General features: G+C 44.6%; 12 protein-coding genes. 5 read left to right on the top strand and 7 right to left on the bottom strand.

The genetic code is table 11. From position 1 onward, the window contains the following. Positions 1-63: 63 nt before the first annotated feature. Complete coding sequence (locus tag ABDZ72_RS06620) at positions 64-837, top strand: DUF1538 domain-containing protein (protein WP_425542360.1); 774 nt, start codon at positions 64-66, stop codon at positions 835-837. Next, a complete protein-coding gene (locus ABDZ72_RS06615; protein ID WP_343751929.1) occupies positions 788-1,552 on the top strand; it encodes a P-II family nitrogen regulator in 765 nt (254 codons plus the stop codon). The genes ABDZ72_RS06620 and ABDZ72_RS06615 overlap by 50 nt, the downstream gene beginning before the upstream one ends. Positions 1,553-1,700: 148 nt before the next feature. Here the strand turns inward: ABDZ72_RS06615 and hutI are convergent, their stop codons facing one another. From hutI to ABDZ72_RS06595, 4 genes are all read right to left on the bottom strand, one after another. Continuing rightward, on the bottom strand, positions 1,701-2,966 hold the full coding sequence (hutI, locus tag ABDZ72_RS06610) for an imidazolonepropionase (RefSeq protein ID WP_343751927.1): 1,266 nt from the start codon (positions 2,964-2,966) through the stop codon (positions 1,701-1,703). A gap of 149 nt (positions 2,967-3,115) precedes the next feature. After that, the gene (locus tag ABDZ72_RS06605; RefSeq protein ID WP_343751926.1) at positions 3,116-3,541 is read right to left on the bottom strand and encodes a MarR family winged helix-turn-helix transcriptional regulator; all 426 of its coding nucleotides are present in this window, start codon (positions 3,539-3,541) and stop codon (positions 3,116-3,118) included. An 18-nt stretch (positions 3,542-3,559) separates the two neighbouring features. Further along, complete coding sequence (locus tag ABDZ72_RS06600; protein ID WP_343751925.1) at positions 3,560-4,312, bottom strand: SDR family NAD(P)-dependent oxidoreductase; 753 nt, start codon at positions 4,310-4,312, stop codon at positions 3,560-3,562. Positions 4,313-4,582: 270 nt separating this feature from the next. After that, the gene (locus tag ABDZ72_RS06595; protein WP_343751924.1) at positions 4,583-5,305 is read right to left on the bottom strand and encodes a 3-ketoacyl-ACP reductase; all 723 of its coding nucleotides are present in this window, start codon (positions 5,303-5,305) and stop codon (positions 4,583-4,585) included. Positions 5,306-5,544: 239 nt separating this feature from the next. Here ABDZ72_RS06595 and ABDZ72_RS06590 point away from each other — a divergent pair, with 239 nt between their 5' ends. Further along, positions 5,545-6,228 (top strand): phosphoribosylaminoimidazolesuccinocarboxamide synthase, encoded by a 684-nt coding sequence (locus ABDZ72_RS06590; protein WP_343751923.1) that lies wholly within the window; start codon positions 5,545-5,547, stop codon positions 6,226-6,228. A gap of 514 nt (positions 6,229-6,742) precedes the next feature. Here the strand turns inward: ABDZ72_RS06590 and ABDZ72_RS06585 are convergent. The 3 genes from ABDZ72_RS06585 to ABDZ72_RS06575 all read right to left on the bottom strand — a co-directional run bounded on the left by ABDZ72_RS06585 (position 6,743) and on the right by ABDZ72_RS06575 (position 9,984). Beyond that, complete coding sequence (locus tag ABDZ72_RS06585) at positions 6,743-8,239, bottom strand: flotillin family protein (RefSeq protein WP_343751922.1); 1,497 nt, start codon at positions 8,237-8,239, stop codon at positions 6,743-6,745. Positions 8,240-8,567: 328 nt separating this feature from the next. Beyond that, the gene (locus ABDZ72_RS06580) at positions 8,568-8,786 is read right to left on the bottom strand and encodes a YjzC family protein (RefSeq protein ID WP_343751921.1); all 219 of its coding nucleotides are present in this window, start codon (positions 8,784-8,786) and stop codon (positions 8,568-8,570) included. A 241-nt stretch (positions 8,787-9,027) separates the two neighbouring features. Next, entirely contained in the window at positions 9,028-9,984 is a 957-nt protein-coding gene (locus ABDZ72_RS06575) for a hypothetical protein (RefSeq protein ID WP_343751920.1), read from the bottom strand. Positions 9,985-10,208: 224 nt separating this feature from the next. On the opposite strand from ABDZ72_RS06575, the gene ABDZ72_RS06570 reads away from it, so the two are divergent. Continuing rightward, the gene (locus tag ABDZ72_RS06570) at positions 10,209-10,889 is read left to right on the top strand and encodes a response regulator transcription factor (RefSeq protein WP_343751919.1); all 681 of its coding nucleotides are present in this window, start codon (positions 10,209-10,211) and stop codon (positions 10,887-10,889) included. Continuing rightward, the coding region (locus ABDZ72_RS06565) for a sensor histidine kinase (protein WP_343751918.1) at positions 10,886-11,590 on the top strand (705 nt) is incomplete at its 3' end. The genes ABDZ72_RS06570 and ABDZ72_RS06565, both read left to right, overlap by 4 nt.

Below are 11,590 nucleotides of genomic sequence, written 5' to 3'. Positions count from 1 at the left end.
ACTAGTCGGATTGGCATCAATCGGGCCGATTTTGTCCGTGTTGATTCTGGGAGTGATTTATGGATGACATTTGATATATTTGGCGGATTTCTCGGGACGATGCAAGACGTCGCCATCGCATTGCTGCCACTGGCTGTGTTGTTCGCTATTTTCCACTTTGTTTTTTTAAAACTCCCGGCGAGGAGACTTCTTGATATTGGTACTGGCTTTGTCTTTGCCTTTGCAGGTCTGTCCCTGTTTCTCCAAGGGGTACATATCGGCTTTATGCCGTTTGGAGAGCTTATGGGCCAGGTTCTCGGCGGATTCACCCATAAATGGACCCTCATACCGATCGGGTTCATCATTGGTTTTTTTGCCATCTATGCAGAACCCGCCGTCGCTGTTATGGTAGAGCAAGCGGAAAAAGTATCCGGTGGCTACATCCCGGAAAAACTATTGCTGTACACGTTGTCGACTGGGGTCGGTATATCGGTTGCATTATCCATGATACGGCTTATTTACGGTTTCTCGCTATGGTACTTTATCATTCCAGGGTATATCATAGCGTTTATTATGATACGGTTTTCGCCGAAAAAATTTACGGCGATTGCATTTGATTCAGGCGGCGTTTCAACCGGACCAATGACAGCAACATTCGTACTCGCTATGTTCACTGGAATCGCCGCACAGATTGACGGACGCGACCCACTTTTGGATGGATTCGGTATGGTTGCATTGGTTGCATTGGCTCCGATATTGTCAGTGTTGACGCTTGGAATACTGTTCAGCAGAAAGGAGAAAGGTCAGTATGTCAGTGATGATTCAGGGGCAAAAACTTCTCATCACAATCGTTCATAAGGATAAGGCCAAAAGAGTCGTCCAGGCATCGCGCAATGCCGGGGCACAGGGCGGAACAACGATTTTGGGAGATGGGTTCCGTCTCAATGAAAAAAAACGCGTACTCGGCATACCGGTAGAACGCGAACGTGCCGTCATACTGACACTTGTCTCCGATGACATTTTTGACGATGTCCGGCGTGCCATTATTGATTCCGTTCAGTTGGATAAACCAAGACATGGAATCGGGTTTGTCATTGATACGAAACAACTTGCCGGCATTAACCATTTGCTTGGGTGGAATGGCGAAGGTGCCGAAACGGTCAAGGAGGGTGCTGCTGACACTATGAGCGAACAAAACGTGTTATACGATCTGATCATTACGATTGTCAACAGAGGCGATTCAGAAAAAGTCGTCGATGCAACCAGAAAAGCCGGGGCCGAGGGCGGAACCATTCTGCATGGCCGTGGCACAGGGGTCCATGAAAAGGCCAAACTGTTCAATATTATGATTGAACCTGAAAAAGAAATGGTGCTGACTTTGATCGATCGGAACAAAACAAAAGATGTCCTGCAGACGATTAATGAAGATGCGGAACTGAAAAAGCCGGGCAAAGGCGTTGCTTTTGTTCTGGAAGTTGACAGCACCGTCGGCATTAGCCATGAAATGAATGATTGGGTGAAAGAAGAATACAGGAAGCACAAGAAGAAAAAGAAACACGACAAGGAAGAGTGACTGGACGCTCTTCCTTTTATGTGTGATGAACGCACATCTTTACTTTTTTCCAGCTGGTCGTTTTTCCCATATAATGAATGACGACATCTATGCCAGTCGCAGCCATTTTTGACTTTCAGCAACTAATAAACTGTATGTGCTCTCTTAATCAAGATTTTATGTTTAACAGCTTGCCTTTCTTAATAACGCCACCAATATGGTTCATCCCGTAATGATACGACAACATTAGATAGTTCGGGACATTAAATATGGCAACATCGGCTTGTTTACCGGCTTCCAGACTGCCGATAACGTCAGCACGGTTAATCGCATGGGCCGCATTGATCGTCGTTGCGGTCAGCACTTCTTCTGGTGTCATACCCATTTTCAGGCAGCCCAAATTCATGATGAACGGCAAGGACAATGTGGGGGAGGAACCCGGATTGGCATCGGTGGACAGTGTGACGGCCACACCACTGTCAATCATTTTCCGAGCATCAGCATATTCCGCCATCAGGAAAAATGCCGTCCCAGGCAGCAGGACGCCCATGACATCATTTTCAGCCATTTGCTGGATGCCCTTATCGGATGCTTTCAAAAGGTGTTCAGCCGAAATTGCCCCGATTTCTGCAGCCAACTCAGCACCGCCGTATGGCTCAATTTCATCAGCATGTATCTTGGGAATGAGTCCATATTTTTTGCCGGCTTCCAGAATTCGTCGTGACTGTTCCGGGGTGAATACGCCGCGTTCGCAAAAGACATCATTGAAGTGAGCTAATTTGCGTCTGGCCACTTCCGGAATCATTTCCTCAATCACTCGGCTGACAAACGGTTCTGGATTATCCCGCTCATCGACCGGTACAGCATGCGCCCCCATAAACGTGGAGACGACATCCATCGCATGATCCTCGTCCAGTTTAGCAGCGACTTCTAACTGCTTTAGTTCATGCTCCAGTGAAAGACCATAGCCACTTTTAGCCTCCACCGTTGTCACCCCGTACTGGAAAAAGGTATCGAGCCGTTGTTTCGATTCATCATATAACTGATCAAAATCCGCTTCCTGTGTTGCCCTCGTTGTTGCATGGATTCCGCCACCAGCATTCATGATGTCCATATACGACTTGCCGTTCAGACGCATCGCGTACTCATTTTCACGGGTACCGGCATGAACCAAATGCGTATGCGGATCGATCAAGCCGGGGGTAACCGTCTTCCCGGTTGCATCCAAAACCTCTGCTTCAGCCATATCATTCTTGTATAAATGTTCCAACTCTTTCTGTTTACCGACAGCCTTAATAATGCCGTCCTTTATGAGTATACTGCCATTTTCCAAGATTGTTAATTCTCGCATTACATCCTGTTTTGCAGATGCTTCAGTATGACCAGCCATCGTCACAACTTGAGATGCGTTTTTAATCAATAAAGACGATCCCATTGTTCCACCTCCTCGTTTTTTTCAATGAGGTGTTCGATGCTTTATAAGTGTAGCATACTATGAAATGACACACAAATCAGACTATTACTCATTAAACTATAACCCCTCACCTGCTTTGATCATGTTACACGACTGTCGGCCAATGACATTTATCCTTTACCTAAATGACGCAGCAATTTTTCATAAATAGTCTGAAACTGCCGAATTTCTTCTCCCGTAAGTATGTGAAACAAATCTTTATACAATTCCTGGCCTGTTTTTTGGGCATCAGCCAGCGCCTGATGTCCTTGATTCGTAATGACCAGCAACACTTTTCTCCGGTCTTGTTCGTCATATTTACGAACAGCATACCCCTCGTTAATGAGCTTGTTTGCAATATTCGTCATCGCACCAGGTGTATAACTTAATTCTTTAGCAATAGCCGATGACTTACTGGGCCCTTTTTGACGCAATTCAAGCAAAACAAGGATGGATGAAATACCAATATTATGATTATATGATCCGTTGAAACGAACAATGGTTTCATTATTGAATATTTCAACCGCTCGAATCAGCTTAAAAATATTATCGTTCATTCGATCGCCCTACCATTATTAAAATTTAATGGAACCGCCATCGACATTGATGGTTTGTCCGGTAATATAATTCGAATCGTCACTTGCAAGGAATACAGCGGCACGACCAATATCTTCCTCCAGTTCACCGAAACGCCGCAATGGAATGTTTTCCAAAACGTCCTGATAGTATTCCGGCTGTTCTTTTGCCCATTGCTGTACACCTGGGGAGTTGGCGATCGGAGCAATCAGATTGACGTTAATACCATCCTTGCCGAATTCATTGGCGGTAACCCTTGTAATCGCACGAATGGCTTCTTTTGCTGCCGCATATGCCGCCTGATTGGCATGTCCTTCAATCCCGGCACCTGATGCAAAATTAATGATTTTCCCTTTTGTCTCCTGCAAATGAGGAATCGCCGCCTGCATCAAGTAGAACGTCGGATAAAAGCCAGTATCAAACGACAAATCCAAGTCCTTTTGGGTCGTTTCCAAAAAAGGTTTGTTTTTCGATGCATGGGCGTTATTGACGAGAATATCCAGTTTCCCATACTTGTCCACGACTTGTTCCACAATACTTTCAAGTTTATCATGCTCAGCTAAATTGGCTTGAATGAAAGTCGACTCCTGCTGATGTTGTTGTAAATGCTTGATGGCTTCCTGACCAGCTTCTTCATTCAAGTCGACAATGACCACCTTGGCACCTTCTTTAACAAAAGCCGTTGCCATCCCCTGGCCAATGCCACCAGCACCGCCCGTAATAATGGCAACCTTATCCTGTAATCTTCCCATTTCGATCACTCCTTGACTGGGTTATGTAAATATTTTAGCACTAAAATATTTATAAGTAAAATAACTGCCTCTCCCAATGGAATCCGGCCATCATCTTATTCTTCCGTATGCTATGAAAAAACTGCACCAGAAGAATCATATTTACGCATAGTATGTTGTTCTCAGGAATCTCTATATTACGCTAGATTTTGTAACTGTCCTATTAATAAAACAACCCCTCACCCGTGATATGTTATCCTTAAGGTAAAGGGGCTGTTTATCATTCTCAGTTTAAAACGGATTGGTCGCCCACTGCAGCGATTGTTTAATGAAAATACGCTGTTGAAGTTTGAGCTGCGATACCATATATTCCGCCAGATCTTCCGGTTGCATGTACTTGTCTTTATCATTTTGTTCAGGGTCATCCCCATACATCATTTCTGTTGCCACCATGCTTGGATTCATGGTGAAGACACGGATGTTGTGCGGCCGGACTTCCTGCATCAACGCCTCAGACATTCCTTGTACGGCGAATTTAGACGCACTGTACGACGTTGACCCTGCCGTCCCTTTTAGACCATTACTGGACGAGATGTTGATGATATCGCCTTTATCTTTTTCGATCATGTCCGGAAGCACAGCTCGGGTGACGTGATACGTACCAAAGACATTCACTTCCAACGTGTGCTTCCAGTCTTCCGGATCAAGGTCCAAAAAATTCCCTTTTAAACCGATGCCAGCATTGTTGATCAAAATATCGGCAGAGCCTACGTGTTGCCGCAATTCATCTACGGACTGCTCCACATTGGTCATGTCTGCAATGTCACAGGCTGTATAGTGAGCGGTCACGCCATGGGCCTCTGCTTCTTTGGCAACAGCCTGCAACTTGCTTTCAGTACGGGCGATCAACCCGACATGCACACCTTCTGCAGCCAGTTCAAGAGCCGTCGCGCGCCCTATACCACTGCCAGCACCGGTTATGTACGCTACTTTTCCCTGTATTTCCTGTCCCATTTACGAACCACCCTTTCGAAAAATATCTTACTGTTCAGTTTAAAGTTTCCTGGACGGATATTCAATGATGGCGATTTAAACAGGAAACGTTATGGACGTTCGGAAAATAAATGTCAAAGCAGCAAATGAACTTGGAATACAATATATAAACATCAAACAATTTACACGATTATTCAATGTGTGTCACAATATGAATGATTCACTGCGAAATAAAATTTGTACAAGTGAGGAATCAACCGATGAACGAGGTATATACTGGGAAAACCAAAGATGTCTATGCACTTGATAATGGAAACTATATGCTGCAGTTTAAAGATGACATGACGGGTGAAGATGGTGTGTTTGATCCAGGAGCCAACACGGTTGGTCTTTCGATTGAGGGAGCTGGAAAAGCTGGTCTCAGGCTGACGACTCACTTTTTCAAACAATGCCGGGATCAGGGGATTCCGACGCATTTTATCGAGACGGATATCGACAGGCAAACGATGACAGTCGTTCCAGCGACAGTGTTCGGCGAAGGCCTGGAAGTCATTTGCCGCTTCCGCGCGACAGGCAGCTTTATCCGCCGCTACGGAAAATATGCCGTAGAAGGCCAACCATTGGATGCATTTGTCGAAGTAACATTGAAGGATGATGAACGCGGAGATCCTCCCATCAGCCGGGATGCACTTGATACGCTGAGTATTTTAACCAAAGCGGAATACAGTATCCTGAAAGACCGCACACAAAAAATTGCGACGCTTGTGAAGAATGAGCTCGCCGAACAGGCTATTGATCTGTATGATATAAAACTTGAATTCGGCCGTGACCAGGACGGAGAGATAGTGCTGATTGATGAAATTTCAGGCGGCAATATGCGCGCCTTTAAAGATGGCGTTTATGTAGCACCCTTGGAACTTGCAAAGATGGTCACAAAGACGTAACTATTTAAAAGCCACGGGGGCCGACACATACCAATCAGGGGCTCGGACAAAACGAAATAAATCATTTCTAAATACGAACGATATGTTTTAGACGTAGTCGCCGCTCCGGAAAAACACTACGCTTTCCGCGGGCGCTGATGAGCCTCCTCGTGCTTATCGCACTGCGGGGTCTCATCTAGGCTTTCCATCCCGCAGGAGTCTCCGTGTTTTTCCTACGCTAAACAAAAATCCGAACTGATTCAGATTATTTGCGAATCATAGTTCGGATTTTTCTTTGACTAAATACCTTTTGTCCCAGCCCCTTTTTTACCCTTCTATTCTTCCTCAGCTCCTCCATACTAATGGTATATCCTTTAACAACCTCATTCACCAATATGGTTCTTTTTCGTTAGACAATGTTAGAACAAACGGATATAAACTAAGTATAATGAAGACAGTCATTCATTTGTATAGGCAAAACACCATTCCAACAAAAAGAATGACGTCTTGTTATACCGCTACTTGAGCTTAACGATTATTCCTCATCCGCTGTTTCCCCGGTGTCACCCTCTTCGCTTTCCGGCTGTGATGCATCTGGGCTTTGAGCGGCGGAAGCTTCCTGGTAGTATTGTTCTTTCTGAGCGTTGAAGTGATCCGTTTGACCGTTGGATACATAGCTCTCCAGCATGGCCTTCAAATCCATGCCGGTCGTTTCCTTCAATGATTCCTGGATGCCGAGCATCGTCGAGGTGACGTTATTGGCCACTTTGGACGAGCCGCCTTGGGAATCACTACCGCCCATATCAATGACTTTCATATCCTGAATCTGGGAAATTGGAGCTGCCACTTTTTCCGCATACTCGGGCAAGACGTTAATGAGCATTTCGACAATCGCTGCTTCGCCGTATTTTTCCATCGCCTCGGCCATCCGTGCTTTGGATTCAGCCTCCGCTTTACCGCGCTGCCGGATGACTTCTGCATCGGACTCCCCTTTGATGCGTTCCTTTTCTGCTTCGGCTTCAGCTTCTTTTGTCACTTTATACGCATCGGTATCGGCAACTGAGCGCCGGCGTTTGTTTTCTTCCTCTTCCAATTCCACCGCGCGTTGCTTTTCGATGTATTGAACTTTCAACTCTTCATCTTTTACTTGTTGTGCAAGCCGTTGCTTTTCCAGTTCGCCGGCTTGTTCGGCATTGGCGTTAGCACGGTTTGTTTCTTTCTGGAATTCAGCTTCTTTAATGTCTTTTTCCTTTTTCGATTGGGCAACTGCTGTCAGGCGACGGTTTTCTTCATCTTGTGCTTCTTGATCGTTTTGTGCCTGATAAATGCGGGTTTCCTTTTTGGCATCGGATTCCGCCTGATCCGCCTGCTTCTGTACCTCTGCGATATGCGGGCGTCCCAATGCGTCGATATAGCCATTTTCGGTATCGACGTCCTCCACATCGTTCAATGCAAATGAGGTAATCTCAAAACCCATACCTTTCAGATCGGATTCCGCAATCTTCTTCACCTGCGTATTGACTTCTTTAAAATCGTTATAAATTTTTTCAATGGATAGTGATGCAATAATGGCGCGTAAATGACCATTCAGCACATCCTTCAGTTCTTCCTCACGCTCATTCTGCTTTTTCCCAAGAAATTTCTCCGCAAAATTTGCCATAATTTGCAGTTCGCTTCCAATACTGATGACCGCCGTGCTGACCACCCGTACGGGAATGCCTTCCCGCGTGTACGCTTTTTCAGAATCAACTTTTAACTGAAACGAGGTCAAATCAATGGGGGTCGCTGTCTGAAACATACGCAGCCGATACCCACCGCCGCGAATAATTTTAACTGAGCGGCCATTTTCATCCTGGAAGATATTCCGCTCTTTTTCTGGATCGCCAAGCTTTGGCCCTGTCACAATCAAGGCTTCATTGGAACTCGCGGTTTTGTAGCGAATCCGGAAAATAATAAACATAATAATTCCCACAACGAGCGCTACAACCGCAATTATCGCAAGAATCATCAAAATCAGTGCATCCTGAAACATAAAAAAATAGCCTCCTTATTGAATGTCAATCCAAGCTCACCACGCTGCTTTCATTTTGTGTTTGACTTGTGTCTCAGTAAAAATCACTCCTATCATACTATTCGCACCTGTATCATTTCAGAACCCAAATCTTTCCAAGCCCATGTCGTCCCGCACTGCTGACGGACCGGCATCCGTCTTTCCTCCCTTTATGTATCAGCGGATATCCACTATTTGGTATCACTTTTATCATAACATATCTGATTCGATTTGGAATGAACGGCTCAAAAAAGCATTAAAAAACTGCCGACGTTGTGCCAGCAGTTTTTTGTAACATATAATTAAGATCTTACCGCCGATTATTGCTGCGCCCCTGTACACCTGGTCTCGACAAGTCACGCTTATTAATCCACACACGGTCCTGATTTGCATTATCTGGAAACTTTTCTCCGGCTTCCATTTTTATTTGCTGCGGATCCTCCACATTGCTTCCCGTCTCCCCCGCTTCAATATAAACGCCGTTATTGGGGGCCTTTTCACCAGCTTGAAATTGAGACTGTTCACCCATGTTTATCCCTCCTTACCTTGTGTATTTCCTATTCTGCCTGATCATCCCAGCATTATAATTGGGAAAATAAGGGTCAAGGAGTGTAATGAGCGACCAAACTGTTTTTATAACACAGGAGAAAGTCACTCAGCATGTTTTCTTCGGCATGGCTACGAGTCATTAAACTAAAAACACACCTACTGATTACTATTTTACTTCATCAGTAAGGTGTGCTTTTAACCATTATGTTTGTTTTCCAAAGTTACTTAATCTGTTGATTGAAAACTTGCCCATGGTTCAGGTCAATGATTTTGAGACGGTTCGTATCTTTAATAAAGATGCTCTTATATTGATTTTGGCTGTCTTCACTTTGTACAAACATGACACGCTTATGCTGGTTGTCTTCTGCTATGCGTGCTTGATCGTCATCCGCATTGATTTCATTTTCCAAAGTATCAAATTCAGGAAAATCTTCTACATCACCGGAAGCTTCATCAGATGACTCATTTTTATCTTCTGCTGCATCGTCATCGTCGTCAGCTTCTTGTTTATCCGAATCGGTCAAAACTTGATTAAAAACTTGCCCATTATCCAGGTCAATGATTTTGAGACGGTTCGTATCTTTAATAAAGATGCTCTTATACTCGTTCTGGCGATCTTCGTCCTGTACATACATGACACGCTTATGCTGGTTGTCTTCTACGATTCGTACTTGATCATCATCCGCATTCACTTCATCTTCCAATGTATCAAATTCAGGAAAATCATCCACGTCATTGGAAGCCTCATCTGATGACTCGTTTTCATCTTCTGCTGCATCGTCATCGTTGTCAGCTTCGGAGTTGGTAAGAACGTTGTTAAAAATTGGCCCATTGTCTAAGTCAATGATTTTAAGTCGGTCATTATTTTTGACAAAAACGCTTTTGTACTGTTCCTGATTGTTATCATCGCTCAGGATAATCACACGTTTGTTAGCGTTGTTTGCGACGACGTTTACTTGATAATCCTCAACATCATTCACATGCTCGTCCAGAACCTCATATTCAGCATACGTTTGAACATTACTGGAAATTTTTACGTTTTCGCTGCTCACTTGATGTGTTGGTGTTTGAGCATTTCCTTGATCCGGTGCATCTGTTGCTTGGGCACCTCCCATGCCAGTTAATCCTCCTGATAATAACAATGCTCCCGCTGCTGATGATAGAAATAATGTTTTCATGTTTCTGCCTCCTTGTTTCGTTGATTAATTTCATTATATCGATTCTTTCTAAGAACATCTTTAGAGTAAAATTAGAATTCAATGAGAAATAGGTTGATTGTTGTTAACGATCATTCATCTTATGGTAAGAAAAATTTCGTCCGTTAAGCCAACGTCTTCTTATTATTTACAGCCAGTGATATAATAAAGTGTATATGGTAGCGGAAGAAAAAGGGGAATAAGAAATGGCACGAATACTTATTGTAGAAGATGAAACATCCATTGCACGCGTGTTAGCTTTAGAACTGGAACATGAAGGACACCAAGCGGTAACAGCTGAGGCAGGCGATGAAGGCTTAACGCTTGCTGAAAGCGATTCCTGGGACTTACTCTTACTGGATGTCATGCTGCCCGAGCGCAGTGGTATAGATATCTTACGCCGGTTGCGCTCCAGAGGGGATTCAACGCCTGTCATTATGCTAACCGCTCGTGACACTGTTCCGGATAAAGTTTCGGGGCTCGATCAAGGTGCGAACGACTATGTTACAAAGCCTTTTGATATGGAAGAATTGTTGGCAAGAGTACGTGCTTGTTTGCGTCAGGGTGATACAGCAGCTGCGCCTGAGGTCTTCACCGTCGCGGACTTAACGGCCAATGTTCAGACACATCAAGTGACACGGGCAGACCAGCCGATTGAATTGACACCGCGGGAATTTGATCTATTGATTTGTCTGTTGCGTAATAAAGACATTGTCCTGACCCGGGACCAGCTGCTTCACCATGTTTGGGGATTTGATTACGCTGGGGAAACCAATATTGTCGATGTCTATATTCGTTATTTGCGACAAAAAATTGACCGGGGCTACACGTCTGCCCTGATCCAGACCGTTCGGGGCGTTGGCTATGTACTGCGTGAGGCGACATGAAGTTAAGGACAAGGATCCAACTGTTAACCACAGGATTGCTCATTGTTCTATTGCTGGCAGCGCATATCGGTATCTATGCCGCATCGGATCGTTTGCTTGTGAAATCCGTGACCGACCGGTTGAATAACCAATCAGAGGATATCTTACAATCGTTGAAAAGTGAAACGGATGTACCGACATCCCAGCTCATAAAAGCATCCACTCCAACCAATGGCATGGTCCGTGTCATCTCTTCTAATAACAAGGTACTGTCGATAGGCACTCAAGTTCCCAAGTTGCGGAAATTGGATCCTCACTTTGCCAAAGAACATAAAACAGCCGTACGTGAAACCTCGAATGGCCGAATAGCGTCTGTCTATTTTCCTCTTATTTGGTCTGACGGACGTGTTGTTTCCTTGGAGATCACTGAAAGCCTAGATCAAGAAGAAAAGACATTAGCCGTATTGCGCGGCGTTCTGATCGTCTCCGTGCTTTTCATCCTGATTCCGGTAATCTTTGGCACCCGTCTTCTGGCTCGTCTAATTGCTAAGCCAATTGGAACACTGCTTACGACCATGAACGATATTGAACAGAGTGGCAGCTTTCAAACCATTTCGGAAAAAAGACGCATGAATGATGAGCTTGGCCAATTAACTCGCACATTCAATCGGATGATCAACCGCTTGGAAGAGAATTTTTCACGACAACAACAATTTGTTTCC

This window comes from Lentibacillus halophilus (assembly GCF_039522485.1).
GTDB classification, from domain to species: Bacteria; Bacillota; Bacilli; order Bacillales; family Amphibacillaceae; genus Lentibacillus; species Lentibacillus halophilus.
This window is presented reverse-complemented; position numbering and strand designations above follow the sequence as displayed.

Bases quoted from the DNA above. Each gene is read 5' to 3' on its own strand.
- ABDZ72_RS06620 (WP_425542360.1), top strand. From the start codon at position 64: ATGACATTTGATATATTTGGCGGATTTCTCGGGACGATGCAAGACGTC.
- ABDZ72_RS06615 (WP_343751929.1), top strand. From the start codon at position 788: ATGTCAGTGATGATTCAGGGGCAAAAACTTCTCATCACAATCGTTCAT.
- hutI (WP_343751927.1), bottom strand. From the start codon at position 2,966: ATGGGATCGTCTTTATTGATTAAAAACGCATCTCAAGTTGTGACGATG.
- ABDZ72_RS06605 (WP_343751926.1), bottom strand. From the start codon at position 3,541: ATGAACGATAATATTTTTAAGCTGATTCGAGCGGTTGAAATATTCAAT.
- ABDZ72_RS06600 (WP_343751925.1), bottom strand. From the start codon at position 4,312: ATGGGAAGATTACAGGATAAGGTTGCCATTATTACGGGCGGTGCTGGT.
- ABDZ72_RS06595 (WP_343751924.1), bottom strand. From the start codon at position 5,305: ATGGGACAGGAAATACAGGGAAAAGTAGCGTACATAACCGGTGCTGGC.
- ABDZ72_RS06590 (WP_343751923.1), top strand. From the start codon at position 5,545: ATGAACGAGGTATATACTGGGAAAACCAAAGATGTCTATGCACTTGAT.
- ABDZ72_RS06585 (WP_343751922.1), bottom strand. From the start codon at position 8,239: ATGTTTCAGGATGCACTGATTTTGATGATTCTTGCGATAATTGCGGTT.
- ABDZ72_RS06580 (WP_343751921.1), bottom strand. From the start codon at position 8,786: ATGGGTGAACAGTCTCAATTTCAAGCTGGTGAAAAGGCCCCCAATAAC.
- ABDZ72_RS06575 (WP_343751920.1), bottom strand. From the start codon at position 9,984: ATGAAAACATTATTTCTATCATCAGCAGCGGGAGCATTGTTATTATCA.
- ABDZ72_RS06570 (WP_343751919.1), top strand. From the start codon at position 10,209: ATGGCACGAATACTTATTGTAGAAGATGAAACATCCATTGCACGCGTG.